The organism is Nocardia sp. CA-119907 (assembly GCF_050955995.1).
Lineage (GTDB): Bacteria > Actinomycetota > Actinomycetes > Mycobacteriales > Mycobacteriaceae > Nocardia.
This window is the reverse complement of sequence record NZ_CP192091.1, coordinates 4,288,773-4,315,020: the sequence shown is the minus strand read 5'-3', so window position 1 is coordinate 4,315,020 and position 26,248 is coordinate 4,288,773. Positions and strand designations below refer to the sequence as shown.

The 26,248-nt window shown below is 66.4% G+C and carries 29 protein-coding genes and 1 pseudogene; 19 read left to right on the top strand and 11 right to left on the bottom strand.

Annotated elements, in window-relative coordinates; translation table 11 throughout:
• Positions 1-5 precede the first annotated feature (5 nt).
• Entirely contained in the window at positions 6-1,151 is a 1,146-nt protein-coding gene (locus tag ACQP2D_RS18855) for an RNA polymerase sigma factor (protein WP_433685000.1), read from the top strand.
• A 183-nt stretch (positions 1,152-1,334) separates the two neighbouring features.
• Here ACQP2D_RS18855 and rox read toward each other — a convergent pair whose 3' ends face one another.
• Both rox and ACQP2D_RS18845 read right to left on the bottom strand, forming a co-directional pair.
• Positions 1,335-2,765, bottom strand: coding sequence for a rifampin monooxygenase (gene rox / locus ACQP2D_RS18850; RefSeq protein ID WP_433684998.1), 1,431 nt, complete (start codon positions 2,763-2,765; stop codon positions 1,335-1,337).
• 883 nt (positions 2,766-3,648) lie between these two features.
• Positions 3,649-4,539, bottom strand: coding sequence for an RNA polymerase sigma-70 factor (locus ACQP2D_RS18845; RefSeq protein WP_433684997.1), 891 nt, complete (start codon positions 4,537-4,539; stop codon positions 3,649-3,651).
• A 209-nt stretch (positions 4,540-4,748) separates the two neighbouring features.
• On the opposite strand from ACQP2D_RS18845, the gene ACQP2D_RS18840 reads away from it, so the two are divergent.
• The 5 genes from ACQP2D_RS18840 (at position 4,749) to ACQP2D_RS18820 (ending at position 8,493) form a co-directional block, all read left to right on the top strand.
• A complete protein-coding gene (locus tag ACQP2D_RS18840; protein WP_433684996.1) occupies positions 4,749-4,955 on the top strand; it encodes a hypothetical protein in 207 nt (68 codons plus the stop codon).
• A 35-nt stretch (positions 4,956-4,990) separates the two neighbouring features.
• Positions 4,991-5,767, top strand: a complete 777-nt coding sequence (locus ACQP2D_RS18835; protein WP_433684994.1) for an ABC transporter ATP-binding protein — start codon at positions 4,991-4,993, stop codon at positions 5,765-5,767.
• The gene (locus ACQP2D_RS18830) at positions 5,764-6,540 is read left to right on the top strand and encodes an ABC transporter permease (RefSeq protein ID WP_433684993.1); all 777 of its coding nucleotides are present in this window, start codon (positions 5,764-5,766) and stop codon (positions 6,538-6,540) included. Before ACQP2D_RS18835 ends, ACQP2D_RS18830 begins: the two co-directional genes overlap by 4 nt.
• An 86-nt stretch (positions 6,541-6,626) precedes the next feature.
• Complete coding sequence (locus ACQP2D_RS18825; protein ID WP_433684992.1) at positions 6,627-7,835, top strand: site-specific integrase; 1,209 nt, start codon at positions 6,627-6,629, stop codon at positions 7,833-7,835.
• A 133-nt stretch (positions 7,836-7,968) separates the two neighbouring features.
• Positions 7,969-8,493 (top strand): AAA family ATPase, encoded by a 525-nt coding sequence (locus ACQP2D_RS18820; protein WP_433684991.1) that lies wholly within the window; start codon positions 7,969-7,971, stop codon positions 8,491-8,493.
• Between the two features lie 236 nt (positions 8,494-8,729).
• Here the strand turns inward: ACQP2D_RS18820 and ACQP2D_RS18815 are convergent, their stop codons facing one another.
• Positions 8,730-9,059 carry a hypothetical protein gene (locus ACQP2D_RS18815; RefSeq protein WP_433684990.1) on the bottom strand — a complete coding sequence of 110 codons (330 nt, stop codon included), beginning with the start codon at positions 9,057-9,059 and terminating at the stop codon, positions 8,730-8,732.
• A 217-nt stretch (positions 9,060-9,276) separates the two neighbouring features.
• Between ACQP2D_RS18815 and ACQP2D_RS18810 the strand changes: the two genes are divergently transcribed.
• The gene (locus ACQP2D_RS18810) at positions 9,277-9,972 is read left to right on the top strand and encodes a lysophospholipid acyltransferase family protein (protein WP_433684989.1); all 696 of its coding nucleotides are present in this window, start codon (positions 9,277-9,279) and stop codon (positions 9,970-9,972) included.
• Between the two features lie 73 nt (positions 9,973-10,045).
• On the opposite strand, the gene ACQP2D_RS18805 is transcribed toward ACQP2D_RS18810, so the two are convergent.
• Positions 10,046-10,618 (bottom strand): TetR/AcrR family transcriptional regulator, encoded by a 573-nt coding sequence (locus tag ACQP2D_RS18805; protein ID WP_433684988.1) that lies wholly within the window; start codon positions 10,616-10,618, stop codon positions 10,046-10,048.
• Positions 10,605-11,456: an alpha/beta fold hydrolase gene (locus tag ACQP2D_RS18800; protein WP_433684987.1), complete on the bottom strand. Its 852-nt coding sequence runs from the start codon at positions 11,454-11,456 to the stop codon at positions 10,605-10,607. Before ACQP2D_RS18800 ends, ACQP2D_RS18805 begins: the two co-directional genes overlap by 14 nt.
• A gap of 365 nt (positions 11,457-11,821) precedes the next feature.
• On the opposite strand from ACQP2D_RS18800, the gene ACQP2D_RS18795 reads away from it, so the two are divergent.
• Entirely contained in the window at positions 11,822-12,232 is a 411-nt protein-coding gene (locus tag ACQP2D_RS18795) for a nuclear transport factor 2 family protein (RefSeq protein ID WP_433684986.1), read from the top strand.
• 51 nt (positions 12,233-12,283) lie between these two features.
• On the opposite strand, the gene ACQP2D_RS18790 is transcribed toward ACQP2D_RS18795, so the two are convergent.
• Positions 12,284-12,427, bottom strand: a complete 144-nt coding sequence (locus tag ACQP2D_RS18790; RefSeq protein ID WP_433684985.1) for a hypothetical protein — start codon at positions 12,425-12,427, stop codon at positions 12,284-12,286.
• Positions 12,428-12,719: 292 nt separating this feature from the next.
• On the opposite strand from ACQP2D_RS18790, the gene ACQP2D_RS18785 reads away from it, so the two are divergent.
• Positions 12,720-13,295 carry a helix-turn-helix domain-containing protein gene (locus ACQP2D_RS18785; protein ID WP_433684984.1) on the top strand — a complete coding sequence of 192 codons (576 nt, stop codon included), beginning with the start codon at positions 12,720-12,722 and terminating at the stop codon, positions 13,293-13,295.
• Here ACQP2D_RS18785 and ACQP2D_RS18780 read toward each other — a convergent pair.
• Positions 13,278-14,180: an alpha/beta fold hydrolase gene (locus ACQP2D_RS18780; RefSeq protein ID WP_433684983.1), complete on the bottom strand. Its 903-nt coding sequence runs from the start codon at positions 14,178-14,180 to the stop codon at positions 13,278-13,280. The two genes, ACQP2D_RS18785 and ACQP2D_RS18780, sit on opposite strands and share 18 nt — an antisense overlap.
• A 99-nt stretch (positions 14,181-14,279) precedes the next feature.
• Here ACQP2D_RS18780 and ACQP2D_RS18775 point away from each other — a divergent pair, with 99 nt between their 5' ends.
• The 5 genes from ACQP2D_RS18775 (at position 14,280) to ACQP2D_RS18755 (ending at position 16,266) form a co-directional block, all read left to right on the top strand.
• On the top strand, positions 14,280-14,699 hold the full coding sequence (locus tag ACQP2D_RS18775) for a winged helix-turn-helix transcriptional regulator (RefSeq protein ID WP_433684982.1): 420 nt from the start codon (positions 14,280-14,282) through the stop codon (positions 14,697-14,699).
• Positions 14,700-14,780: 81 nt separating this feature from the next.
• Positions 14,781-15,254 carry a DUF5753 domain-containing protein gene (locus ACQP2D_RS18770; RefSeq protein WP_433684981.1) on the top strand — a complete coding sequence of 158 codons (474 nt, stop codon included), beginning with the start codon at positions 14,781-14,783 and terminating at the stop codon, positions 15,252-15,254.
• Positions 15,172-15,387 (top strand): DUF397 domain-containing protein, encoded by a 216-nt coding sequence (locus tag ACQP2D_RS18765; protein WP_433684979.1) that lies wholly within the window; start codon positions 15,172-15,174, stop codon positions 15,385-15,387. The genes ACQP2D_RS18770 and ACQP2D_RS18765 overlap by 83 nt, the downstream gene beginning before the upstream one ends.
• A gap of 55 nt (positions 15,388-15,442) precedes the next feature.
• Positions 15,443-15,661: a DUF397 domain-containing protein gene (locus tag ACQP2D_RS18760; protein WP_433684978.1), complete on the top strand. Its 219-nt coding sequence runs from the start codon at positions 15,443-15,445 to the stop codon at positions 15,659-15,661.
• 53 nt (positions 15,662-15,714) lie between these two features.
• Complete coding sequence (locus tag ACQP2D_RS18755; RefSeq protein ID WP_433684977.1) at positions 15,715-16,266, top strand: DUF402 domain-containing protein; 552 nt, start codon at positions 15,715-15,717, stop codon at positions 16,264-16,266.
• Positions 16,267-16,298: 32 nt separating this feature from the next.
• On the opposite strand, the gene ACQP2D_RS18750 is transcribed toward ACQP2D_RS18755, so the two are convergent.
• Entirely contained in the window at positions 16,299-17,696 is a 1,398-nt protein-coding gene (locus ACQP2D_RS18750) for an amidase (protein WP_433684976.1), read from the bottom strand.
• 144 nt (positions 17,697-17,840) lie between these two features.
• Between ACQP2D_RS18750 and ACQP2D_RS18745 the strand changes: the two genes are divergently transcribed.
• Both ACQP2D_RS18745 and ACQP2D_RS18740 read left to right on the top strand, forming a co-directional pair.
• Positions 17,841-18,479, top strand: a complete 639-nt coding sequence (locus ACQP2D_RS18745; RefSeq protein ID WP_433684975.1) for an MspA family porin — start codon at positions 17,841-17,843, stop codon at positions 18,477-18,479.
• On the top strand, positions 18,476-18,823 hold the full coding sequence (locus ACQP2D_RS18740) for a hypothetical protein (protein ID WP_433684974.1): 348 nt from the start codon (positions 18,476-18,478) through the stop codon (positions 18,821-18,823). Before ACQP2D_RS18745 ends, ACQP2D_RS18740 begins: the two co-directional genes overlap by 4 nt.
• A 62-nt stretch (positions 18,824-18,885) precedes the next feature.
• On the opposite strand, the gene ACQP2D_RS18735 is transcribed toward ACQP2D_RS18740, so the two are convergent.
• On the bottom strand, positions 18,886-19,362 hold the full coding sequence (locus tag ACQP2D_RS18735) for a nitroreductase family deazaflavin-dependent oxidoreductase (protein ID WP_433684973.1): 477 nt from the start codon (positions 19,360-19,362) through the stop codon (positions 18,886-18,888).
• A gap of 114 nt (positions 19,363-19,476) precedes the next feature.
• Positions 19,477-21,756 (bottom strand): molybdopterin-dependent oxidoreductase, encoded by a 2,280-nt coding sequence (locus ACQP2D_RS18730; RefSeq protein WP_433684972.1) that lies wholly within the window; start codon positions 21,754-21,756, stop codon positions 19,477-19,479.
• A 358-nt stretch (positions 21,757-22,114) separates the two neighbouring features.
• Between ACQP2D_RS18730 and ACQP2D_RS18725 the strand changes: the two genes are divergently transcribed.
• A complete protein-coding gene (locus ACQP2D_RS18725; RefSeq protein ID WP_433684971.1) occupies positions 22,115-22,405 on the top strand; it encodes a hypothetical protein in 291 nt (96 codons plus the stop codon).
• Between the two features lie 183 nt (positions 22,406-22,588).
• Here ACQP2D_RS18725 and ACQP2D_RS18720 read toward each other — a convergent pair whose 3' ends face one another.
• Positions 22,589-22,918 (bottom strand): rhodanese-like domain-containing protein, encoded by a 330-nt coding sequence (locus ACQP2D_RS18720; protein WP_433684970.1) that lies wholly within the window; start codon positions 22,916-22,918, stop codon positions 22,589-22,591.
• Positions 22,919-23,007: 89 nt separating this feature from the next.
• Between ACQP2D_RS18720 and ACQP2D_RS18715 the strand changes: the two genes are divergently transcribed.
• Both ACQP2D_RS18715 and ACQP2D_RS18710 read left to right on the top strand, forming a co-directional pair.
• Positions 23,008-23,487 carry a MarR family winged helix-turn-helix transcriptional regulator gene (locus ACQP2D_RS18715; protein WP_433684969.1) on the top strand — a complete coding sequence of 160 codons (480 nt, stop codon included), beginning with the start codon at positions 23,008-23,010 and terminating at the stop codon, positions 23,485-23,487.
• Positions 23,488-23,860: 373 nt separating this feature from the next.
• Positions 23,861-26,116 (top strand): annotated as a pseudogene (locus ACQP2D_RS18710) (MMPL family transporter); the annotation flags it as partial.
• Positions 26,117-26,248: the final 132 nt, after the last annotated feature.

The following is a 26,248-nucleotide window of genomic DNA, read 5'->3' as shown; positions in this document are numbered from 1 at the left end:
GCACGGTGGATGAGGCCCTGCTCCGGACTCTCACCCCCACTGTGATCGGGATCCTCGGCCGCCGCGGAGCCGACTTCGCGTCGGCCGAAGATGCCGTGCAGGATGCCCTGATCGAAGCGGTGCGGGTGTGGCCGGACGACCCACCGCGCGACCCCAAGGGCTGGTTGGTCGCCGTGGCCTGGCGCAAGTTCCTCGACGCCGCCCGCGCCGATACCTCCCGTCAGCGGCGCGAGGAGCTCGTCGACACCGAGCCCATGCCCGGCCCGGCCGAAACGGTGGACGACACGCTGCGGCTGTATTTTCTGTGCGCGCACCCGTCCCTGACCTCGGCCTCGGCGGTCGCGCTGACGCTGCGCGCGGTCGCCGGGTTGACCACGAGACAGATCGCGCAGGCCTACCTCGTGCCCGAGGCGACCATGGCCCAGCGCATCAGCCGGGCCAAGCGGACCGTCTCGGGTGTCCGGTTCGACCGAACCGGTGATGTCGCCACGGTGCTGCGCGTGCTCTACCTCGTCTTCAACGAGGGCTACTCCGGCGACGTCGACCTCGCCGCCGAGGCGATCCGGCTCACTCGCCAACTGGCGGCCATGACCAAGCATGAGGAGGTTGCGGGTCTGCTCGCGCTGATGCTGCTCCATCACGCACGGCGCGCGGCCCGGACGCGCAGCGACGGCAGCCTGGTGCCGCTCGCCGAGCAGGACCGCAGCCTGTGGGACACCCGATTGATCGCCGAGGGCGTCGAAGTGCTCCAGGCAGCCCTCACCCGCGACCGACTCGGGGAATTCCAGGCCCAAGCCGCCATTGCCGCGCTGCACGCCGACGCCCGCACGGTCGAGGAGACCGACTGGGTGCAGATCGTCGAGTGGTACGACGAACTGCTGCGGCTCACCGACAACCCCGTGGCCAGCCTCAACCGCGCCGTCGCCGTCGGCGAGGCCGACGGCGCACGGGCCGGACTGGCCGCCCTGGCGAAGCTCGACCCCGCCCTGCCCCGCTACACCGCCGTCGCGGCATATATGCACGAGCATGACGGTGACCCGGTGACAGCAGCCCGTCTCTACACCGAAGCCGCCCGAGCAGCACTCAACCTCCCCGAACGCGACCACCTCACGCGTCAGGCCGCACGGCTCAACGCAGAGCTCCGCGGTTGAGCGGCCGTACACAGCGGTGAACCTTGCCGCGGCCGACATCTCGCTTCGTACGGACCCCAAGACGATCGGCAGCCTGCTAGCCGATCCCGCCTCGCTCGATGCTGCCCTCGCCGCGGCCCTTGTGCGCGACCTTCCGGCCCTCAACCGGCTGCTGTACGGGGGTTGAGGACCTAAACCGCACGCTCAGCTGACGGCCGCGCCGAACCACTTGGGTAGCTGGCCGAGCAGTTCCTGCTGATCGTCGCCGACCCACGCCACGTGGCCGTCGGGCCGCAGCAGCACCGCGGGCACGTCCAGTTCCGCGCTGATATCGACGACGTGGTCGACCCGATCTGCCCAGCCCGTCACCGAGAGTCGGCCGGTCTGGTCGAGCAGCAGTCCGCGTCCGCCATGCATGAGCTCGTAGAGGCGCCCCCGCTTCAGCCCGATGTCGCGCAGCCGTCGGCCGAGCAGTTCGTGCCCGTCGCCGAGGTCGTAGCGGATCCCGATCGCGGTGATCTTCTCGGTCAGGTACCGATTCACTTCCTCGAAGTCCATCAGGTCCGACAGCAGTCGGCGCACAGACCGGGGACCCGGCTCGGTGGACATCAGCTCGGACTGCACCCGGGTGTTGTTCAGTACGTCGGCGGCTACCGGGTGCCGTTCGGTGTGGTAGCTGTCCAGCAGCCCCTCCGGTGCCCAGCCGTTGACCTCGGCGGCCAGTTTCCAGCCCAGATTCAACGCGTCCTGAACGCCGAGGTTGAGGCCCTGCCCGCCCAGCGGCGCGTGGACATGCGCCGCGTCGCCGGCCAGCAGCACCCGGCCGACCCGGAAGCGCTCGGCCAACCGGGTGGCGTCGCCGAAGCGGGACAGCGAACGCGGTGAGTGCACGCCGAAGTCGGTGCCGGCGAACACCCGCAGCTGTTGCTTGAACTCCTCGAGGGTCGGCGGGACCGACCGGTCCTCGGCCACCCCTTCGGCGGGCACGACGAGGCGGTACACCCCGTCGTCGCCGGAGGGCCCGGCACCGAACCCCTTGTGGATCTTGCGGACCTCGGCCACCACGGCGGCCAACTCCTCCGGCGGCGCGGCCACCTCCATCTCGCCCAGCAGCCACTCGACTGTGGCGGGCTCGCCAGGAAAGCCGACGCCGAGCAGCTTGCGCACCGTGCTGCGGCCGCCGTCGCAACCGGCGAGGTAGCGCGAGCGCAGCTGTGTGCCGTCGGCCAACTCGACGGTCACCCCGTCCGCGTCTTGGCTCAGCCCGACCACTTCACGGCCCCGCCGGATCTCGACGCCGAGTTCGGTGGCGTGCTCGTTCAGCAGGCGCTCGGTGACGGGCTGCGGGATGCCGAGGATGTACGGATGTGCGGTGTCCAGCCGGTCGGGCCGCGGCTTTGCGATCCCGGCGAAGAGGCCTCCGACCGGGTACTGCTTGCCGAGCGCGAGGAACCGCTCCAGCAGACCGCGCTGGTCCATTACCTCGACACTGCGCACGTGCAGGCCGAGCGACCGGACATGCCTGGTCGGCTCGGCCTCCTTGTCCAGCACGAGCACGTGCACGCCGTGCAGCCGCAACTCGCTGGCCAGCATGAGGCCGGTCGGTCCGCCACCGGCCACGATCACGTCGATCATGAAATCCCCATTCGCCTTGATTTCGCCCAGTTGCGACACGTGGTCCGCCGGCGCGCACACCGCACTTGGGTGCCGATTCCGGCGCTTCTACGTCCCGCGAGACCCGCACGCCGACAAGCGTGCACGTACTTCGCGCACCCCTGATTTCCGCAGGTTCTGACTTCGGCTGGAGATTCTGCAACACGACCGGGGTCTTGCCGCAAGGCCCCGGGTGCGTTATATGTTGAGAGTGGCAAGGAGTGGATTTTCTCCTTGCCTTCGCTATTTCTCCTCCGTTGTGGACAGACCAGCTCCTCCGAAGCGGTAGCGCCCGCGTACGGCGATACCGCCGCCAACTGAGCACACCTGGAGTCCATCCCTCCTCGGCGGCAAGGTCTGTGGCCAGGTCGTGCAGTGGCCGCCGCGAGTCGGGATGCAAGCGCGAAAGCTGTAGCAGCCCAGTATGTTCGAGGTTCGTTCGCTCGAGCGGGGAGAGTCGGGCTCAGCACATCTCGGTGGGCGGGCGCTCGCGGGCTGCTCGATGGAGTCCACATCCCTGGCGGTCCACATCCCTGGCTGTGGAGCCGACCTCGTAGCTCCCGAAGGCAGAGATCTAGACCCCTCCGTGCTGAGATACCGCTGTCCATCACCGATTTCGGCCGAGCGTGACCGGCGCGGGCGATCGGGGCGATTGTGAGGGTTACACCGATGCCGCCGCCGCATCGTCCGCGCCGGCCTCCTACCGAGATCTCGTAATTCGCTGCACGAGTTCGAAGTTCGACAACGGCTTCTCCGCTCCGCCCTCGACTACCGAAACGCACGGGCCCTTCGACGCACCTGCGGGTACGGGATCTGTCGCGCGGCACAGCGCGATTTCACGCAGCCTCGGTGAGATCGCCGGGACTCAACGACTCACGACGGTCTCGTGTTCTACACGCGACAGCTTCTCGGGATTGCGCACGATGTAGAGCCCGGTGATCAGGCCGTCATCGATGCGCGCCGCCACGACATTGTCGATCTCCCCGTCGATCCGCACGATCAGTGCCGGGCTGCCATTGATCTGTACCGGCTCGACCGACACCGCGCCGGTGACTCGGGGCAAGCCGACCGCCAGCAACCGAGCCACCCGATCGGCCCCCACGATGGGCCGCACCACGGCCTGCACGACTCCGCCACCGTCACCCAGCAGGACGACATCCGGTGCGAGCATGTCGAACAGGCTTTGCAGATCACCGGTTTCGATCGCCCGTCGGAATGCATCCAGCGCACCGCGGGTCTCGGCCGGGGAGACCGTCCCGCGTGGTCGTCGTGCGGCGACGTGTGCCCGTGCCCGGTGGGCGATCTGGCGGACCGCGGCGGGCGTCTTGTCGACGGCCTCGGCGATTTCGTCGTAGGCCAGATCGAAGACCTCGCGGAGTACGAATACCGCCCGCTCGGTCGGCGCGAGCGTCTCCAGTACCAGCAGCATCGCCATCGAGACGCTGTCGGCCAGTTCGACGTCCTCGGCCACATCGGGCGTGGTGAGCAGCGGCTCGGGCAACCAGGGACCGACGTAGGACTCTTTGCGGCGCCCGAGCGTGCGCAGCCGGGTGAGCGCCTGTCGGGTGGTGATCCGGACCAGGTAGGCGCGATGATCCCGCACGGTGTCGAGATCGACGTCCACCCACCGCAACCAGGTTTCCTGCAGGACGTCTTCGGCGTCGGCGGCCGAGCCGAGCATCTCGTAGGCGACGGTGAAGAGCAGGTTGCGGTGGGCGAGGAAGGCCTCGGTGGCGGGATCCGTGCGCTCGCTCATCGATGACTCCTGTCTGTTCGCTCTCGACTGTGTCACGCACAAGACGCCAGTCCGAACCGCTTTGTGACACCTACGCACAGTGGCACACGTCACGTCGCCGCACTTGCCACCAGGAAATGGTCGCCCGCATCTCGTGCCTCGTTCAGCCCTCGACACCCCCAAGAGAGGGCGAACCGCTCGAGAGCACACGATAGGCCCCAAGATCGCGCTTGCAGGCCGGGCTGCGCACCTGGGTGCACAATCTGCACAGCACCCTCGCCGACCACGGCATCTATGCCGCCGACGTGGCCGTCAACGTCATGATCGCCGACCAGGCACCCGCTGGCGTCCCGCATCGCTTCCCAAATGTCCTGGCGCAGCTGCATCGGGAGATCCATTCGGGCCGGGACCAGGCCGAATACGTGGGCAACCCCTGACCGGTCGTTCCTCGGCGCGACGCTGTGTTCGCCCCGTGTCGGCCACTAGAGCACAGTGGTCGCCGCCTTGCCCGGCGACCACGGGCCAGCAGCGCTACACCTTCGCGGCGACCGTCCTCGGCTCCGACCGGACACTGCTGCCGTTGATAGGGAATGGTGGGACGGTGCCGAATATCAGTCTGGATCGGGTCAGTGCGCGTCACGGAGACGCGCCGATACTCAGCGATATCACCGTGACGTTTCCCGCAGGTCGGTGTGCGGCGGTGGTCGGACCGAGCGGCACGGGCAAGACCACGCTGCTGCGGCTGCTCAATCGGCTCGACGAACCGAGCGACGGCCGGATCCTCCTCGATGACATTCCGATCACCCGGCTCCACGCCCCGGATCTGCGCCGCCGCGTCGGGCTCGTGCCACAGCGCCCCACGCTGCTCACCGATACCGTCGCCGATGAGATTCGAGTCGGCCGCGCCGATCTCGCGTCCGATCGCCTGGACACGCTGCTCGCCCGGGTCGGCTTGCCGGACTTTCGTGATCGGCGCTGCCTCGAGTTGTCCGGTGGCCAGGCCCAGCGTGTGTGCCTGGCTCGGGCGCTCGCCGTCGAACCCGAGGTGCTGCTGCTCGACGAGCCGACCTCTGCTCTCGACGCGGAATCCGCTGCGGCGGTCGGCGTTCTCATTCGGGAGCACACCGCGGGCGGCGGCGGTGCCATCCTGGTCAGCCACGACACCGCCTTCGTGACCGATGTCGCCGACGACATCTGGACACTGCGCGACGGGCACCTGTCCCTCAGCGATGAACGGAAATCCCAGTGACAGAACAGCTTTCCGTACCCGGCTGGCCCGGTGTCGCGACCTCGCTCGTGCTGGTCGCAGTGGCCGCCGCGATCGCCTACCGCCAGCAACTGCACCTGACGCGCGAACTGCTCATCGCCGCCACCCGCGCCGCGGCCCAGTTGGTGGCCGTCGGCGCCATCCTGGTGATCCTGTTCCGGCACACCGGATTGCCGGGCGCGCTCACGTGGGTTGTCCTCATGGTGCTGATCGCCGGACAGGTGGCGGGCCGCCGCGGCAAGGGTCTGCCGCGGGCGCGCCGGGCCGCCACCATCGGCGTCGGCGCCGGATCGGCCATTACGCTCGGCGCGCTGATCCTGCTCGGTGTCATCTCGACACAGGCCCGGGTCGTCGTTCCGGTCGGCGGCATGATCGTTTCCGCCTCGATGCAGGCCACCGGCATCGCGCTGCGCCGACTCCATGAGGACGCCCGCACTGCGCGCCCCGCCATCGAAGCCCGACTGTGCCTGGGTCTTTCGGCGCGCGAGGCCTTCCTGCCGCATCGCCGTTCCGCATTGCGCACCGCGCTGATCCCGACGATCGACGCGACCAAGGTCGTCGGCTTGATCAGTTTGCCCGGCGCCATGACCGGACTCATCCTCGCCGGTGTCGATCCGCTCACCGCTATTCGCTACCAGATCGTGGTCATGTACATGCTGCTCGCGGCCACCGCCCTGGCCGCGCTCACCGCGTCGCGGGTCGCGGAGTCCTATCTGTTCGATAATGCGCAGCGGCTACTGCCGCTGCCGGACTGACGGGTGTCGCGACGAGACGGGAATCGCCGCAGAACGCATAGGCTTTGGGCTGTCGAACTTCGGGCCGGGCAGATGGGAGCGAGCGGGTGGGCGATGCGGTGGTCGCGGTGCCGGAGTCGGTGCGTACGGAGTTACGGCGCGGGGTGCGCAGTGTGCTGGTGGATGCGGTCGCGCTGCGGTTGGTGCGGGAGCGGTTCGATGATGAGCAGGCCGGGGCATTGCGGCGCTATCTGGAGGCGTCGCAGTCGGCGAATACCTTGCGGGCGTATCGAACCGATTGGATCGCGTGGGCGGGCTGGTGTGCGGCGGAAGGTCGGCAGGCGCTGCCCGCCGATCCGCTCGATGTCGCGGTGTACCTGGCCGCGGCGGCGGATGCGTTGCGTCACAATGATGAGGGATCGCAGCGTTGGGCGTTCAGTGCGGCGACCCTCGAGCGCAAGTCGGCGGCGATCGCGGCGGTGCACGCCGCCAACGGACTACCATCGCCCACCCGCTCCGATGTGGTTCGCCTGACCTTGCGCGGCATCCGGCGGACCCGCCGCACACAGCCCAAGCGCAAGCGCCCGGTGCTGCTGCACACCCTCGAACAGTTGCTCGCCGAACTGCCCGAACCACACTGGCCGAGCGAACCGGCGCGCCGCCGCGATACCTTGGCATTGCTCGTCGGGTTCGCCGGAGCGTTGCGCCGCAGTGAACTCGCCGGATTGCGGATCGCCGATGTGCGGGTGGATCTCGACCACGGCACCGGTGAGCCGCTGCTGCTCGTACAGCTCCCGACCACCAAAACCGACCCCACCGGCATCGCCGAACAGCGTGTCGCGCTCCCGCGCGGCCAGCGTCCACACACCTGTCCGGTCTGCGCGTTCGCCGATTGGATCCAGCTGCTCGAAGTTCACTGCGCGCGTGGTGATGTGCGGGCCTGGCTCGACGACAACCCCGCGACGTCCCCGCGGATTCACCGCTGCCACGGTTATCGGGGCACCGCACTCGCCGAAAACGCCACGCTCCCCTTGTTCCCGACCATCACCCGCCACGGCGGCATCGGCACCGAGCCGATGTCCGGGCGCGCCATCGCCGAACTCGTCAAACGTTACGCGGCCCGCGCCGGACTGGATCCGGACCTGTTCTCCGGGCACTCCCTGCGCGCCGGATTCGCCACCCAGGCCGCACTCGGCGGTGCCAGCGACCGCGAGATCATGCGGCAGGGCCGCTGGTCCAATCCGCGCACCGTGCACAACTACATCCGCACCGCCAACCCGTTGGAAGACAACGCCGTCACCAAACTCGGCCTATAGATCCTGTTTCGGGATGAATCTCCCTGATCAGTAAACCCTCGCGCCAAGCCCCTCGAGTTCGGCGAGTAGTCGCATTCGACTGCCCCGGGCCAGCGGTCCGAACAGACTCGTACCAACCCGGTACGTTCGAAACATGATCATCTGGCTGAACGGAACCTTCGGAGCCGGAAAATCCACGACAGCAGGAGAATTGACCGCGCTACTCCCTGGATCGCGGATCTTCGACACCGAAGAGGTCGGGCTCATGCTCCGCCACGTCCTCGCCTCCGAGATCGTCCGGGACTTCCAGGACTGGCAACCCTGGCGCGGATTGGTCGTGGCTGCAGCGACACAGATCCTCGACTACGTCGGCGGCATTCTGATCGTGCCCCAGTCGGTCCTCGTCCACCAATACTGGCAGGAGATCCGCGCCGGACTCGAAAAAGCCGGCGTCCCACTGCATCACTTCGTTCTCCACGCCGATCATCGCGAACTCCTCCGCCGCATCCAAACCGATCCCAGCAAACCGAACTCACCATGGCGGCTGGAACACCTCGACGACTACAACGCCGCCCGCTCATGGCACAGCCAAGAGGCACACGTCATCGACACCACCGCACTGCAACCGCGCCAAGTCGCAACCCTCATCGCAACCCATACGGGTACAGTCATCGGCTGATCACCCGCGCAGACCAGCGAACCGAATACCGCACGGACGCAATACCGCTACGCCATCAGCCTCATGCGCAATGTTGTATCCGATGCAACTTCGCGCGCTGTGTGTGTTTCGGAGAGGCCGTGGCATGAGGCCGTCAGCGACGAGGGGTAACAGGCTGCCGAGTCTGCGTGCTGCCTGTCGTCGAGCCCGGATTGGTTGCACATCGGCTTTATCGCATCGGATGCTTCGACGCGTTGTCAGCCGCCGCCGCACCCTCCACCACCACAGCCTCCGCCGCCGCAACCTCCTCCGCCGCTGCAGCCGGAGTCGCCGCTTCCTGAGTCGCCGCCGCCGCAACCGCCGCCGTTGATGTAGGAAGCCAGGCCGATGCCTCCTGCGGCGGCTGCGCCGCGGGTGCGGGCGCTGGTGGTCCACAGTTCGGCGCGGCGGCGTTGGCGTAGGAAACGCACGAGTGCGACTGCGACGAATGTGGCGGCGATCGCGAATGCCACGGCGGCGGCGACCGGGTAGAACTGGACGAGTACGGCGCCCGCGAGTACGAAGACCACGGCCATCATTACCAACATCAAGACCTCCCCCACGGAAACGTTCTGTGATCAGGATACCCAGCACCACCGACGAACTCGGCTGCCCGACTGCCGATCTGCGGCAGGCCCCTCAGCGCCGAGCGGAAGGCCGGGCACCAGCTGATATCCAACCCGACGGAGTTTGTCGGGCCCATGCCATAGTCTTGCTGCGGAAGGCCGACGTGATGGGCGCGGCACTACACGGGGGCAGCGAAATATGACAGACAGCGCGTCATCGTCCGATCCTCGACGCGGCCGGCTTCGCCCGGTCGGGTTGGGTAAGCGTGCGTGGCTCACGACCAAGGTGGTGCGGCGCCTGCTGCGGTTTCTCGCCTGGTCGCGGTTCGTTCGCGTGACCGTGGTGAACCGGGAGGTCGTTCCGGCCCGCGGGCCGGTTCTGGTGGCCAGCAATCACATTTCGATGCTCGATGCGGTGTTCCTGTGGGGCGCATTGCGGCGGCGAGCGATGGCGGTGGCCATGGCGGAGTTGTGGTCGTGGCCGGTGGTGGGCTGGTTGGTGCGGCGGCTCGGGCATGTGCCGGTGGTGCGACGCGACCCCGAATCCGGGCAGCAGGCCCTCGAGCACGCCGAATGGATTCTGCGACACGGCGGCGTAACGCTCATCTATCCGGAGGGCCGATGCGTGCCGCCGGGAGAGTCCGAACCGTACAAGCCCGGCGTCGCGAAACTCGCACTGGCAACCGGTGTTCCGATCATTCCGGTCGCCACCACCGGCACCGACAATGTGCTACCCCTGCGCACCAAGGGCGGCGAGCGCCGCGGGTTCGACCGCTCCCATCTGGTCACGATTCGTTTCGGCACGCCGATCGACCCTACCGACTTCGACTCCCCCGAAAAACTCCTAGACCAGCTACGCGCCGATATCGAATCCCTGCGCGCCGAATCCGCCTGAACCACAGGTGGTCTCGGACTCTGCGGACTGGGACCGGCGAGGCTGCACAGAGCTCACAGGGGAATCGGCAGGCCTACCTCGCGGCGCGCAGTCCGCGATCGATGAAGTCGATCATCCAGTCGAAGCTGACCTCCGGGTCGCCGGTCCACTGGAAGCCGTGGGAGGTCTGGAGGGAGGCGAACCCGTGGAACGCGCAGCGCAGTGCGCGCAGCGCATGATCCATTTCGGCCTCCGGAATGTGGTATCCGCGCAGCACTGCCGCCATCGAATCCAACAGGCGGGCACTGGGTTCCAGCAACGGATCATCGGCGCCCTCGAACTCGGCGCCGATGGTGGCGGTATACCGGCCGGGATGGGCGATCACGTAGGCGCGGAACGCCCGGGCGAAGGCCGCCAAGGCGTTGGCGCCGGAGAGTCCGTGCATGGCATCGCGGATCTCGCGGTCCAGTTCGGTCATGGCCAGGACCGCGATGCCGTGTTGCAGGTCGGCCAGGTTGGCGACGTGCTTGTAGAGCGAGGGCGTTCGAACACCGAGCCGTTCGGCCAGCGGCGCCATCGCGAGATTGCCGTAGCCGACGTCGTCGGCGAGCTCCGCGCCCGCTCGAACGACGTCGGCCTTGGTGAGCCCGACCCTAGGCACGAGCATGCTCTCGCAGGAAGACCAGGGCGAGTTCGGCGACCCGGTCGGGCGCGTCCGCGTGCGGGTAATGCCCGGAGCCCTCCGACAATTCGACCCGGCCCAGGCCCTCGGGCATGAGCGCCACGATGGCATCGCCTTCGGCCTTCGGGTCCGGGAAGTCGGGGTCGGCGGTACCCATGACGATCAGCGCGGGCACGCTGAGGTTGGGCAGCTGTGCTTCGGCGTCGGCCGGAGTGGACTTGCCGGTCTTCAGGAACTCCGCGAATCGGCCCGGTTCACGCAGCAGCTGCGCCAGGTCGGCCATGTACTGGTCGTAGTCGGCGGGCTTGATCGGGTAGGCGACATTCAGGTAGCTCATCCACAGCCCGAGGCTCTTGAAGACCATCGCGCCCAGCAGTCGAGTCATGCCCTTGCGGTAACGCGCGACGGTGAATACCGCACCCGTGTCGAACTGCTGTGTCTTGGTGAACGGGTTGAGTTCGATGATGCCGCTGACGAGTTCGGGTGACTGCGCGGCGGCGATGGTGGCGGCACCCCCGGAGATGGAGTGGCCGATGATGACCGCGGGTCCGCCGAGGTGGCGGATCAGGGCGAGCAGATCACCCGCGATATCGGTGCGCGAGATGGCCGCACTGCCATCGTGGGAGGTCCAGTTCATGCTGGATTCCCCGTGTCCGCGCAGGTCGGCCGATGCGACCCGGAAGCCCGCCGCGACCAGCTTCGGCGCCAGCAGCCGATAGGCCTGGCGTCGGTCACCGATCCCGTGCGACAGCACCACCAGCGGGCCGTTGCCGGCCACTTCGTAGGCGATCTGTCCACCGTCGATGGTCAGGAACTCGGTCATGTCGAACTCCAAAGCGTGAGTAGCTAATACTGATAGCCATAAAGCTAATGCAATTAGCCTCGGACGTCAAGTGATGCTTCCGAACTTTCGAGGCCCGGCGGTAATCCGCGCGCTTGTCGCCCTCGGTCGCCGTCTTCGCTCCGCTGGTCTTGGCGCTCTCGACGCGCCAATAGGAGGCCTCGATGCCGGCGATCTCGCGGATTGGCCTGGAAGACAACGGTTTCGACGCGGCCGCGAGTGAGCGGTCAGCCCGATCTCGCGGTCAGGCGCCTCCTCGCCACTGCGCCATACTTCGTTGGTGAATCCAACGAATACATATATAGTTGGCGGCACCAATATTGGGTACGCCAACGAAAGAGGATGTCATGGCCACGGATACTCTGGTCGCCGACCGCATCGAGATCGCCGACCTGTTCACCCGCTACGCCCGCCTGCTCGACGAGAAGCGATGGGACGATGCCGCCACGATCTTCACCGACGATGTGGAGGTCGACTCGCCGCGAGCCCAACTCCGCGGCATCGACAAGGTCGTCGACTACATGCGACAGTCCGAGGTCGAGGGCGAGCACGCCCAGCACATGACCAACGACCTGCTGGTGAATATCAACGGCGACCAGGCCGCGGCCTCGGGAAACTCACTCGTGTACTTCTACCGCGACGGCCAACCGCCGCATCAAACCAGCGGCCTGCGACTGGCCTGCACAGTAGTACGGACGGCGGCAGGCTGGCGAATCAGCCGGACACAGATCATCCTCGCCTGGATGCGCAAGGATTGATCGCTCCCCGAGTGCTTGTAACGCCTCGAGCTACAAGCACTCGGGGCTCTGTCAGTGGATTTCGCGGCCAGCCTCGGCGCCATCAGGTCGGGCGGCCATGATGGCCTGCCAGGGTGTTGCGTCGAATATCAGCCTGATCGCGGTGATGCGCCCGTCCTGGATGCGAAAGTGCTCGGCTGTGTCGACTTCCAGCACCAGGCCGGTCAGGCGCTCGGCACATCGTGGCCAGGAACCGCCGCCGCTCCGCGAGCAGCACCGATATGTCCACCGCGTCTATCGGCCGTACGAACGAATCTGCGCAGCATCGACATTCAGCTGTCTCGCCAACCGTGCCACCGCCACTGGCGGCGCGCAGGCGACCTTGTCCGGCAAGAATCCCCGGTACCCGTGTGTCAGGGGCTGTTGAGCAGGGAATTCGGGTTTCGACTTGGGATTTCGGGGTGTTCGAACGGATTCGAGGTGAAGATCGCGGGGAGATCGGTTCCCGATGGGACAGTCATGCCGAAACCACATCACTGGGATCGGGGGTACGGACGTGTCGAACACTGGCAGTACGCTGCCGCGGCGGCAACTCGGACGGTATTTGCGCGACCTTCGGCAGCAGGTCGGGTTGACGTTGGATGAAGCGTCGAGATTGATCGAGCGCAGTGCCAGCAGTCTGCAGCGACTCGAGACCGGGCACGCGGAACGGATTCGGCTATTGGATGTTCGGGAGCTGTGCACGATGTACAACGCCGATGAAACCACGACGGCCGGGGCGATCGGGCTAGCGCAGCAAGCGTCGGTGAAGTCGTGGTGGCACCGGTATGGCGATCTCATCCCGAAGGACTCCGAGGTGTATCTCGGGCTGGAAGCGGCTGCGCGCCAACGCACTTCGTACACACCCGATGTTGTGCTCGGGCTGTTGCAGACACCGGGCCACACACCATTGACTGAACTAACGGGGGGCACCGAATCCGATCACCGGAAAGCCTGCGCTGGTGGATGGATACGCTCCGGCGACAATGACGCACTCGGAGACGGTGTTGCGGAGCTTCTACGACTTTCACCGCGACGCGGGTAGATGATTACGTGATCCGGGGGGTTGATCGGCGGCGAGGAAGGGCGTCACGAGACGGAGCAGTTCCCGGGGCCGGTCCAGCGGGATGATGTGGCCGCAGTCCGGAATGACCTGCCCGGTGAGGTCGTCGGTGATGGGGCGTAGTTGCTGTTCGAGCGCGGTGCCGACCGGGTGGGCGCCGATCGCCAGCGTGGGCATGGTGAGCCGCGCGTCGATCAAGGCGTCGTTGAGCTGGCGGGCGGTGGTGGGCAGTGCGCGGTAGTAGGAGAAAGCGCAGCGCAGCGCCTCCGATCCGGTGTAGGCATCGATGAACGCCGCGCGGATGTCCGGTCGCACGCCCTGGCCACGGGTGCCGGCCGTGAGGAACCAGTCGATGTACTGTGCCTCGTGTCCGATCAGAACCTTTTCGGCGAGGCCGGGGACGGCGTGGAAGCCGAACCACCACGGTGGCCCGGCAGCGAGAAAGTCCTCGGCGCCGGGCAGCGAGCCGAGCAGTGCCTCCATGACGATCAGCCGTCGTATCCGTTCGGGGTGCCGTAAGGCGAGCAGCACGGCGACCGGGGTGCCGGCGTCGATGGCGACCACGGCGGCGGTGGGTTCGGTGAGGGCATCGAGGATTCCGTTGATGTCGTCGGCCAGGGTGCCGGCGTCGTAACCCTCCGCTGGACGGGTGCTGGCGCCGAATCCACGGAGGTCCGGGGCGATGACCCGGTGGTGGATGGACAGCGGACCGATGATCTCGCTCCAGAGCGGCCAGGTGTGCGGGAAGCCGTGCAGCAGCACGATCGCGGGGCCGGTGCCGGCCGTGGCCACGTTGAGGTGGATGTCGTTGACGGCGATCCGGCGCAGCTGGACCTGCGGGACACGGGTTGGCGCGGTGTCGGGCACAATAACTCCCTGTCGGTTACTATTGGTTACCTCAAAACCGTAGGTAACTGCGGTTGAGGTTGCCAAGGCGGCACTTTGTCGACAGGTGGTGAGGTCAAGGTGACCACTCGGCCCGTGGATGCGCAGCGCGCAGGTCGCGGTGATCTGTTCGATCCCCGGTGCCCGACGCGTCAGCTGCTGGACCGGATCGGCACAAAGTGGACGTCGATGGCGGTCAAGGTGCTCGCCGAAGCCGTTCCGGGTGAGGTGCGGTTCGCCGAGTTGAGGCGGCGGATGCCAGGTGTCTCACAGAAAATGCTGTCGGTGACCCTGCACAGCATGGTCCGGGACGGGTTGGTCGCCCGCCGGGTCGAGCCGACTGTGCCGCCGCGGGTGCACTACCGGCTCACGGAACTGGGCCTGTCGCTGGAGGCCCCGCTGGCGGCGTTGCGGGCCTGGGCCGAGCAGCACATGGCCGAGATCGACCGCGCCAACGCCAGCAACGACCATGCGCAAGCCGACCCTCTCGGCGGCCAGTGACGCGTTACCCACACAACACGCGCACATGCCGCCGACAGCACGTTCCTCCAACCGTGGAGGCCAACACGCAGTCGACCTAGGTTGAGGTGCGCAGGCTTTGGTGCTCACCTGAATGTCATTCTCCTCGAGTGCGTGTTGCATCGCATGGTTGGCGGACCGAAAACCATGACCGCACAACTGCGCCATTTGGCAGACATGTCGACGTTGCCGAACGTAACCCTCCGGGTGCTTCCACTGCGTGCGGGGATTCCGCTGGGCGACCCGCTGGGGCAGTTCATCATCCTCGACTTCGATCCCGGCGCAACCGTGGAACCGTCCGTCGTGTACCCGCAAAGCTTCACGGGCAGCTTATATCTCGAGGACCAAAATGATGTGGGGCACTACCATAGGGCGTATCAAGCCATCCAACGTGCCTCGCTGGATGACATCGCGAGCAGGAACCTGATTCGTCGGGTAGCTGGGAGTACGCCTCGTGATCGACAAGTACGACGCCGACCTATCCAATGCGGTGTGGCGCAACAGCACCCGCAGTTCGGCCAGCCGGGAGTGTGTTGAGGTGGCGTTTCTCGACCGTGAGTTGGTCGGTGTGCGGGATTCGAAGAACCGCACGGGCCCAGCTCTGGTCTTCGCCTCCCGTGCATGGAATGCCTTCACGCACAGCATCATTGACGGCGATTTCGCGTCGTAGCCAAACCTACCGGACCGGGCCAGAAACTCTAGGCTGCAACGACAGGGGGTATCTCGTGATCCACGAGTACGAAGTCGATCTATCTCGCGCAGTGTGGCGCAAGAGCGGCCGCAGCTCGGGCAGTAGGGACTGCGTCGAGGTCGCGTTCCTCGACGCCGACCTCGTCGGAGTCCGGGATTCCAAAAACCTCACCGGTCCGGCTCTGGGCTTCACCAGCCACGAGTGGAACGCCTTCACCGCCGGGCTCATCGACAGTGAGTTCTCCGAACGGTGAATCCTGCTGAGGTGACACCTTTCCCCGCAGGGCGAACGATCCTCGTTCGAGACATGATCTTCGGCAGGTCGTTCACCGAATGGCCGCAGCGGGTCGTCGAGGACGGCGGCGACGAACTGCGGGTACTGCTGACGCCCGGTACGGTCGGGCTCGGTCCGGAGCTGTGGATCAAGTCGATGCGCGAGAACGACCCGGCGGCGCGCGGGCAGCTGCTCGAGGCGTATGCCCGCCGGGAATGGGCGATGGCGAACTGGACCTGGCAGCGCACCACGCGGCTGGCGATCATGTACGCCGAGCGCTACTTCGCCATTGCGCCGATGTGGAACGAGCGTGGCGAATTCCTGGGCTGGTATGTCAATTTCCAGCTGCCGTTCGTTCGGACCACCGACGGCGTCGATACCAGTGACCTGCATATCGACCTCGTCGTCGCACCCGATCTGAGCTACCGGTGGAAGGACGAAGACGAGTACGCACTGGCCATTCGGCTCGGACTGGTGCCCGACGAATGGCAGCGCGAGATCGAGGCCGCGCGCACCGAGGCGCTGACCATGGTCGAGCGTCGCGCTGGGCCCTTCGCTGCGGACTGGACCTCACTTCCTGTGTAGTGCAGGCCAATTGAATTGTAGTCCAAGCGGATTCAGTCTTGGATGCGGCGCCAAGGGCGTTCGGCTTCGAGCGCGAAGGCGATTTCCAGCAATGTGCGTTCGTCGCCGTAGGCCGCGGAGAATTGCATGCCGATCGGGAGCCCTTCGCTCGAGGTGCCCATGGGCAGCGAGATCGCCGGTGCGCCTGCGACATTGTTGAAAGGCGTGAAGGCGACCCAGGAAATCAGACGCTCGAACAGTTCGTCGAAGGGGACCGTCGGGTTCAGATAGCCCAGGCGCGGGGTGGCGTGCACCAGGACCGGTGACAAGATCAATTCGCTCTCGCGCGACATTTCGGCGTAGGCGCGTCGCGCCTGCGATAGGCGGTACAGGATGGCGGGAGTGCGCGCCATCGACTTCCGATACCGCGCGGCGAGTCCGCGGGTGAATTTATCGAGTCCGCTCGCCCGGAACCGCGGATCGATGGCGAACTTCCCGCCTACCGCGACCAGGAACGCCAACAACCCCCAGTAGACGGTGAAGTCGTCGACGAAACGGCGCCCGACCGGCGGCGGGACGGGCCGCACCTCGTGCCCCATCTTCTCCAGCACCGCGATGGTGTCATCGAGCACCGCACGGGTCTGCGGACAGGTTTCGGTGCCGGTGACCGAATCGGCGATCACCCCGATCCGCAGCCGCCGACGCGCCGGACCTTCCACCAGACCGACCGGCGGCAGCTTCGGATTGCGCCAATAGCGTTCGGCGGCGGCGAAATATGTCGCGGTATCGCGCACGGATCGGGTGAGCACCCCCTCGGACACCAGATTGATCGGCATCGACCGCGCCTGCGGCCCATCGACGTGGCGCCCCCGGCTCGGCTTCAATCCGACAATGCCGCAACATGCGGCGGGAATGCGGATCGACCCGCCGCCGTCATTGCCGTGCGCGATCGGCACCACGCCCGCGGCGACCAATGCGGCCGCACCACCCGATGACGCGCCCGGCGAATAGTCGGTATGCCACGGATTGCGCGTCGGATCGGCCGCGGCGAATTCGGTGCTCGCGTTCAAACCGAACTCCGGCAGCCGACTCTTGCCCAGCACCGTCATCCCGGTGCTGAGCAGCTGTTTGGTGTACGGCCCGTCCTTGGCGCACGGCCGCGCGACGAACGCCGCGGTGCCGTGGTTAGTCGGCAATCCCCGCACATCGGTGTTGTCCTTGACATAGGTCGGCACACCGAACAGCGGTGCGTCGGCATCACCCGAGACCGACCCGGTCGATTCGATCACGACGGCGCGCAATGTCGGATCCACGCGCGCCGCCCGCGCCCGCGCTGCCGCGGCGATTTCCGCGGCGCTGACGGCACCACGACGCACCAGATCGGCGATGGCCACTGCGTCGTGGTCGGCGAGCACATCGTCTGTGAAGGCATGTAATCGCTGTGTCGACATATCCGGATTCTGCGCGCTCCGATACCGACCATGTGCCGTTTTGAACGATCGTCCTATGTGGTGCGGCGATCTTGGTGGCGGTGGAGCCGACGGCATCGGGCTTCGATATCGTTCGACGAGCAACACACCGAGGAGACCTGACATATGAATAGCTCGATCACCGTCCCGCTATGCCTCATGGCCGTGGGTGTGCTGAGTATCGTTCCAGCACAATCGGCTTCGGCGGATGCGCTGCCCGATCAGTCCCGTACCGTCACCACCGAGGACGGATGGGAATTGACGGTCACCAAGGCCGCGGAAAACCTGGATCGAGTGCCCAATCTGGCGGATACCGCATTCACCCGCGAGGGGTTCGTCAGCCTGCGTGCGGTCGCCGATATCGGCGGCGCGGGCAGCGCGGCGGTGAACTCCGGAACGCTCACGCTGGGCTATCAGATCGGCTGCCAGATCGATGTGTCCAACGGGATATCGATCGGTCTCGCGGCCTCGGTCGGACCGAATGTCAATGTGATGGTCGCGCCGACCCCGGGGCTCAGTGTCGGCGTCGGCGCCGCCGCGCTACCCAGCGTGTCCACCACCTTCAAGCCGGGCACCATCACCACCATCCCCTTCGGCACCAAGGCCCTTGCCGGACCGCACGGTTCGATCACCACCGACCAGGTGCAGATCAAAATCGACGCCTGTATGGGGCCGGTCAGCCTGCGCTCGTATGTGATCGCCAATATCTCCACCAACACTGCGGACAATTCGGTCGCGGTGTACGGCGACCCGATCTGGTTGTGATCGCCGTGCCCACCACCGCCATCGCGTCCCATCCGCGACCAGCCGCCGCCGCACTGCTGGTCGCGGCCGCCGGCATCCTGGTCACCGGCGCCATCACGACCGGCACCGCCACGCTCGCGGCCCCGATCGTGCCCGCCACCACCTGCGACCGCTCCGTCGATCCCGACTGCACCGAGCCGGACAAGACGCCCCAGCAGGTCATCGTGCCGGCGCCGGTGGGTCCGCCCATCCTGACACCGGCCATGCCGCCTCCGCCCGCCAAGCCGAGTTCACCGGCGGCCGCGCTGACGCCGCCCGCGCCGGGCCCGAATCCAGGCGCGCCGATCGTGCCTGCCGCGCAGTGACCGCCATGTAACGACCGCAGCCGCGAGATGACCGGCAGCTCAGTGACCGACACCCGCCTCCATCAGCTGCGGCGCAGCTCGAAAATGCGGAAGGCCCGACTGCCGGACAGGTCGTACTCCATCTCGTAGCCCGGCCAGAACTCGACGGCGAGGTCCCACGCGCGTTTGCGGTCTACCCCGGTGACCTCGGTGACGCGCACCTCGAACTCCTCGCCCTTCAGCCGGGCGGTAGCGGTGCTCGCCGCACGCAGGTTGGCCGACCACATCGGATGCTTCGGGCTGCCCCAATTGGAGCCGACGAGCAGGATGTCGTTACCGCGCGGAACGTACAGCAGTGAGGTGGTCCGCGGAATCCCGGTTTTGCGCCCCGCCACGGTGATCTCGATCGACGGCAACCCCGCCAGATCGAGCACCCCGTGCCGACCGCGGCTGACCCACCGCACGAACCGCTCCAGCCACAGCACGAGCGGCGCCAGGCGCATGACCCAGCGTTGCTGCGCGATCCGGCGGGCTAGCGCGGGCAGCGGGTTCGACACCATAATCCGAAATCCTGACAGAAATCGCGCACCGGAGAGCGGCCGGGACCGTGTGATGAGACCAGCCTCACCCTCGGGGTTGCCGAGAGTGTGCCCTGAGTCACGAGAAGCGTTGGGCTACTGCGCAATCGAGGGTGGCTCATCGACGGCCAATTCCGGCAGCGGGCCGCGGTAGGGTTCGATCTCGACCAGGGCCAACTGCCCGGCGCACCCCTGACTGAGGGTGGACGCGGGCCGGTCCGCGGTCAGCACATTCGGGTTGCCGTGACGGCAGAACGTGGGGTCGGCCGGATCGGGGTCGTACCAGGCACCGGTGGACAACTGCGCGACCTGGGACCGGACCCCGTCGTCGACGACCAGACCGGCCAGACAACTCCCCCGGTCATTGAAGATCCGCACGATCTCCCCATCCCGGAGCCCCCGTGCCGCGGCATCGTCGGGATGCAACCGCACCGGTTCCCGCCCGGCGATCTTCACCGACCGGCTGTGCGCGCCGACATCGAGTTGACTGTGCAGTTTCGTCCGCGGCTGATTCGCGACCAGTTGCAGCGGGAACCGTGCCGCAGCGGCAGCGCCGAGCCATTCCTCGGGCTCGAGCCAGACGGGATGACCGGGGCAATCGGAGTATCCGAAGCCATCGATCGTCCCCGAGAAGATCTCGATCCGGCCGCTCGGCGTGGTCAGCGGGAAACGCTGCGGATCGGCGCGGAAATCCGACAGCAGCACCGGCGCGGGATCCGGCACCGGAAGCGCCAGCGACTCGCTGTCCCAGAACTCGTCGAAATCCGGCACCGCCGGATCCTTGGTCCCGGCGCGCCATTCCTCGTACAGATGGCGCAACCATTCGTCGACGGTGCGCCCCTCGGTGAATTCCTTACCGACACCGATACGTTCGGCCAACTCACCGAAGATCGCGTAGTCATCGCGGGACGAACCGTGTGGTCGGGTCAGCGCCTTCATCGGAAAGAAGTCGCGGTCGTTCTGCCCGGCGCCGTAGTCGTCGCGTTCGATGCTCATCGTCGCCGGGAGCACGAAATCGGCACGACGTGCGGTGGCGGTCCAGAACGCATCGTGCACGACCACTGTCTCCGGCCGCGCGAACGCCAGGTGCAGTCGGGCCAGGTTCTGGTGGTGGTGAAAGGGATTCCCGCCGCACCAATACACCAACTTGATATCCGGGTAGACCAACCGCGCGCCGTTGTAATCGAACGGCTGTCCCGGATTCAGCAGCATATCGGCGATTCTGGCGACCGGAATGAAGGTTGCCACACCATTGCGGCCTTGTCGAAGACGCGGCACCATGCCACCGTGCGCCGGTTCGCCGACATGCGCGGTCGACCCGTAGCCGTGTCCGAATCCACCACCGGGCAGTCCGATCTGGCCCAGCATCGCCGCCAACACCACCCCGAGCCACAGCGGCTGAACTCCGCGCTCGGCGCGTTGTAGCGACCAACTGACATTGATCATCGTTCGTGCCGCGGCCATCTCGTGTGCCAGCGTCCGGATCCGTCCGGCCGATATCCCGGTGATCGACTCCGCCCACACCGGATCCTTCGCTACGCCATCGGTTTCGCCGCGTACGTATCCGACGAACCGCTCGTACCCGACGGTGTACCGGTCCAGAAACTCCGTATCCGCCAACCCATCCGCGTCCAGCACCTGCGCGAGCGCGAGCATCAGCGCGGTATCGGTGCCCGGCCGCGGCGCGATCCACTCGGCCTCGGCTTCGGCCGGAATGTCATCGCGCAGTGGACTGATCGAGACGAACCGGCAGCCGCGCGCCCGCGCCGCGCCGATCCAGGTCTTGGTGTTGTGCCGTGACACACCACCCGGTGACACCGCGGAGTTCTTCGGCGACAAACCGCCGAACGCCACCACCAACTCCGCGTGCTCGACCAGCACACTCTTCGCGGTCGCGTGCCCCAACATCAGTTCGGCCGAGCCGATCACGTGCGGCAACAACACCTCCGAGGTACCGAGGCTGTAGCTGTTGACATGCCGCACATAACCGCCGAGGCAGTTCAGGAACCGATGCACCTGACTCTGCGCGTGATGAAACCGCCCCGCACTCGCCCAGCCATACGATCCGCCGTACACCGACTCCGCACCGTGTTCGCGATAGACCCGGCTCAACTCACCGGACAGCAGTTCGAATGCCTTGTCCCACGACACCGGCACAAACGGCTCATCACCACGCCCCGACGCCCCCGGCCCACGCTCCAACCACCCCTGCCGCACATACGGTTGGTCGATGCGCGTCGAATGATGCTGCGCCGACGCCACATTCTCGATCAACGCCATCGGCTCCGGATCCCCGCGCCACGGCCGCACCGAGGTCAACCGCTCTCCATCGCTGTCGGCCTCGAACACTCCCCAGTGCGTCAGATGCGTGGTCATCACCCCACGGTAGCCCGCCCCACCGACAGGCTCACCGCTTTATGAACGCCAGCGGCGTGCCGCCAGCCGCGAATTCCGAGCTGGCGCTTGCTCTATTGGGGACGCAGGCAGGGTTCCCGTGGTGCTGGGCCGCGCCACGATCCATGCTGGTCGTCGACGGGACGCCGAGTCTCGTCGACTGCGGCCGGTGTCGGTGATGGAGTATCGCGGAGCGGCGGCAATCGCCAGCGATCTTCGGACAATCGCTGTCAGGTGGACACCGCACTCTGCGGGGACCGGACCAAGGCAGGCGGCGGGCCCCCGACCAACTCGGCGATCACGAGGCCAGCAAATCCTGTGGCGCCGACCCCGTATTGCGGTGAGCGCACTCGATATTCACCTCGACGAGCTGCGGGTTGATGAACTCCTGCAGGTCGGCGACTGCTTGCCTGCTCGGCAACCTCAGATGCAGATGCTGAAGCTGAAGAAACCCAGCGGGATGTTGAAACACAACGCCACCGAACCACCCACCTCAGCGGCGGTCGGCGCGGGTGTTTCCGGTGCGGCCGACGCTACGGGAGCGGCGACGGAGAGAGCGATAGCGATCGCGGCGAATGCCGAAGCAATTCTTGTGGTCATCTCAACTTCCCTGGCTACTCGACGACGATGAGACCCCCGACCAGAAATAGTTACTCTTGAAATCATCCGCCGATCCCGGGGCGACCACAAGCCCGTATCTACTCGTGCACATGCGTCGGGCCTAGCACGAGCACCACTTGCGGAGCGCGGCGGCGGCGCTACCAGCCCTGATGCGTGGTCGGGCGGTGCACCACCCGACCACGACCCACCCGGATCAGGACTCGGATTCGACCGGCAGACCCGCCTCGGTCCAGTCCTGGATGCCAGCACGGTAGGCGCGGACGTTCGTGTAGCCGAGCGCGCGCAGTTTCACGGCGACGATCTCGCTGTTCTGGCAGGCGTTGTTGGCGCAGTAGGTGACGATCGGTGCGTGCTGGTCCGGAAGCAGCTGGGCGGCACGGGATTCCACATCGGCTTCCACCAGGGTGAGCGCACCGGGCAGATGCGCCTTCTCGTAATAGCCCGCACCGAGGGTGTCGAGGACGGTTACCGAACCGGCCTCGATCGCGGCCGCCAACTCTTCACGGGCGATAACTGTGGTCATGGGATTCCTTCCTAACGGTGCACGATTTTTATGTGCGTGCGCACGCTATTATATATGTGCGGGTGCACGCAAGCGGTTAGAATCGGTGCGTGACGCAATCGGAGACGCATCACCACGCGGCGAGCAGCGCGTGGTCGGCCCTACTGCGGGTGCACGCGCACCTGGTCCCGCGCCTGGACGCCGAGCTGCGCCGAGACTTCGGACTCCCGCTCGCGTGGTACGACGTACTGCTGGAACTCGATGGCGTCGAACCGCTGCGCATGACCGATCTCGGCGAACGCGTCGTCCTCAGCCGGACCCGGGTCAGCAGGCTCGTCACCGAACTGGCGGCCGCGGGCCTGGTTGCGCGCGAAGCGAATCCGGACGACGGCCGATCCGCCTTCGTCGCCATCACCGACGCGGGTCGCGAGCGCCTGCACGCGGCAACGCCCAGCTACCTCGCGAGCATTCAGGAATGCTTCGCCGACAAGCTCGATCCGGACGAATTGCGGACGCTCGCTGCGACTCTCGGCAAGATCCTGGGTCCGACCGATATCGCGCTCACGCCGCGGCCCCCGCGGAGTTCATAGGCCGCAACACGGCACAGCACGCAATTCGCTTGGTAGACAACCCGATCCGGTCGATGCTGCGGTCAGGCTCCCCGGGCGCGGTTATCCGTCCAGCCCGGCCGACCAGGAACGAGGCGAACTTCGATGTCTGTTGCGCCACAACCGGCACAACCGCGATCCATCGGGGTCATTCGATACACGTTCGCAGCCAATGCAATTCAGCTCACACTGGCACAATCGCGGCATCATTTCTGAAACAATGCCACTTCACATTGGTCTGTACCTTTGATTACAGGCACATCGAGCGTGCACCCCGGAAAGGATGCAGCCCCTTGGCGATCGACGCGGCAGAGCGAGCAGCACCACAATCTTCCCCGCGGCAAGGAACCCGCTGATGTTCAGGCGCTGGGGGGATCTCGTATACCGGCTGCGCTTCGCCGTCATCGGGATCGTGGTGGGTGCGCTACTGGCACTCGGCGGATACGGTTTCGGCTTGGACGACCATCTCAGCTCCGGCGGCATGGACGACCCCACCTCGGAATCCGCGCAGGCCGCGCGCCTCGCCGACGCCGCCTTCGGACGCAATCACGACTTCGACGTCGTCGTGCTCTACACCGCACCCGAGGGCAAGACGGTCGACGATCCCGAATTCAGCCAGCCGATCATCGACAACCTCACTAGCCTGCCGCACAGGTATCCCGACGAGATCATCGGCATCAACGCCTCCTATTGGCGCGTCGAGAACGCCAAGATCAGCGGAGCGAAAGCGGCGACCGAGGACAAGAAGCACGCGGTCGCCGCCGTCGCCATCGCCGGCGATAACGACACCGACTCCGTGCGCAACTTCCGAAAGGTCAAGGACGCCTTCGCCATACCCGGTATCGATGTGCAGGTCAGCGGGCTGCAGGCGGTGGCGGGCACACTCAACGACACCATGGCCGACGACGTCCACCGCATGGAAGTCCTCGCCATCCCCGCCGTCGCGATCCTGCTGTTCTTCATTTTCGGCGGCCTCGTCGCCGCCGCGCTGCCGCTGCTGGTCGGCGGACTCACCGTGATCGGCGCATCGGGCATCATCATGTTCCTGACGCGCTTCACCGAAGTGAATTCATTTGTCTCATCGGTGCTCTCGATGATCGGTTTGGGCCTGGCGATCGACTACGGACTGTTCATCGTCAGCCGATTCCGCGAGGAACTGGCCGCGGGCTATGACACCCGCCGCGCGGTGCGCCGCACCGTCATGACCGCGGGCCGCACCGTCGTGTTCTCCGCGACCATGATCATCGCGAGTCTCGGCGGCATGCTGCTGTTCCCCCAGGGCTTTCTCAAATCGATGGCCTACGGCGCGATCGCCACGGTCCTGCTGGCCGCCCTCACCGCCATCACCATCCTGCCCGCCAGCCTGGCCATCCTGGGGCCGCGCGTGGATATGTTGGGGTTCAAGCGATTCCGAAGAACCAGGACCGCCGAACAGGTCGAGAACGGACTGTGGGGCAAGACCACCCGCTGGGTCATGCAGCGTCCACTGACCGTCGCGATTCCGCTGGTCATTGCGCTGTTCCTGCTGATCATCCCGGTCAAGGACCTCATCTTCGGCGGTTTCAGCGAACGATATCTGCCACCGGACAACCCGACCCGCGTCGCTCAGCAACAGATCGACACCTACTTCCCGCAGCGCAGATCCGACCCCATCGAACTGGTCTTCGTCGCCGAGAGCAGCCGTCCGGTCGGCGATGCCTGGCGCGCCGCCGGGCATGCGCCGGGTCTGGCCGGTCCGTTCGATATGCCGTCCAAATCCCTGACGCAGGACAATGTCTACCGCACCAAGGCCACGCTGGTGAACTCCAACGAGGCGGGCGAAACCATCGAATACCTGCGCTCGATGGAACTGCCCGAGGGCGTCACCATGCTCGTCGGCGGAATCCCGGCAACGCAGAAGGACAGCATCGACGCATTGCTCTACCGAATCCCGGTAATGATCGCCCTCGTACTGCTGCTGACGACGCTGCTGATGTTCCTCACCTTCGGCTCGCTCGTCCTACCGATCAAGGCAGCGCTCATGAGCGCACTGGGCCTCGGCTCGACCCTCGGCATCCTGACCTGGATCTTCGTCGACGGACACGCCGCGGGGCTCTTGAACTTCACGCCACAGCCGATCCAGTCCAATGTGCTCGTGCTGATCATCGCGATCATCTACGGCCTGTCCACCGACTACGAGGTCTTCCTGCTCTCCCGCATGGTCGAAGCCAGGGCCAAGGGCGCGACCACTACCGACGCGGTGCGCACCGGCACCGCGCACACCGGACGCATCATCACCGCCGCCGCACTCATTCTGCTGGTGGTCACCGGTGCGTTCGCATTCTCCGATCTGGTGATGATGCAGTACATCGCCTACGGCATGATCGCCGCACTGTTCATCGACGCGACCGTACTGCGCATGCTGCTCGTGCCCGCCGCCATGAAGCTGCTGGGCGACGACTGCTGGTGGGCACCGGCCTGGATGAAGCGGCTCCAGGAGAAAATCGGACTCGGCGAACCTATTCTGGACGATGAACGCCCGGGCACCGAGGACAGCGCGCGCGACCTGGTCGAGACCACACCGATCACCGACACCGTCCGACCGAAGCTCTCGGCCACGACCGCAGGACGGTCGAAAGGTTCCTAGCAGAACCGACGGCTCCGCGAAAGGGACGCCACACGCCGCCTCGGGAGGTACGCTCTGCGCCGGAAAGCCCGCGGACCCGATCGCCGGACCTGGCGACCTGGTCAACCACCGGCCATT

Coding starts and splice junctions, on each gene's coding strand:
- ACQP2D_RS18800 (WP_433684987.1), bottom strand. CDS start 11,456: ATGACCGAGTTCCTGACCATCGACGGTGGACAGATCGCCTACGAAGTG.
- ACQP2D_RS18755 (WP_433684977.1), top strand. CDS start 15,715: ATGATCTTCGGCAGGTCGTTCACCGAATGGCCGCAGCGGGTCGTCGAG.
- ACQP2D_RS18805 (WP_433684988.1), bottom strand. CDS start 10,618: ATGCTCGTGCCTAGGGTCGGGCTCACCAAGGCCGACGTCGTTCGAGCG.
- ACQP2D_RS18815 (WP_433684990.1), bottom strand. CDS start 9,059: ATGTTGGTAATGATGGCCGTGGTCTTCGTACTCGCGGGCGCCGTACTC.
- ACQP2D_RS18730 (WP_433684972.1), bottom strand. CDS start 21,756: ATGACCACGCATCTGACGCACTGGGGAGTGTTCGAGGCCGACAGCGAT.
- ACQP2D_RS18845 (WP_433684997.1), bottom strand. CDS start 4,539: ATGAGCGAGCGCACGGATCCCGCCACCGAGGCCTTCCTCGCCCACCGC.
- ACQP2D_RS18795 (WP_433684986.1), top strand. CDS start 11,822: ATGGCCACGGATACTCTGGTCGCCGACCGCATCGAGATCGCCGACCTG.
- ACQP2D_RS18735 (WP_433684973.1), bottom strand. CDS start 19,362: ATGGTGTCGAACCCGCTGCCCGCGCTAGCCCGCCGGATCGCGCAGCAA.
- ACQP2D_RS18745 (WP_433684975.1), top strand. CDS start 17,841: ATGAATAGCTCGATCACCGTCCCGCTATGCCTCATGGCCGTGGGTGTG.
- ACQP2D_RS18785 (WP_433684984.1), top strand. CDS start 12,720: ATGGGACAGTCATGCCGAAACCACATCACTGGGATCGGGGGTACGGAC.
- ACQP2D_RS18810 (WP_433684989.1), top strand. CDS start 9,277: ATGACAGACAGCGCGTCATCGTCCGATCCTCGACGCGGCCGGCTTCGC.
- ACQP2D_RS18820 (WP_433684991.1), top strand. CDS start 7,969: ATGATCATCTGGCTGAACGGAACCTTCGGAGCCGGAAAATCCACGACA.
- ACQP2D_RS18750 (WP_433684976.1), bottom strand. CDS start 17,696: ATGTCGACACAGCGATTACATGCCTTCACAGACGATGTGCTCGCCGAC.
- ACQP2D_RS18720 (WP_433684970.1), bottom strand. CDS start 22,918: ATGACCACAGTTATCGCCCGTGAAGAGTTGGCGGCCGCGATCGAGGCC.
- rox (WP_433684998.1), bottom strand. CDS start 2,765: ATGATCGACGTGATCGTGGCCGGTGGCGGACCGACCGGCCTCATGCTG.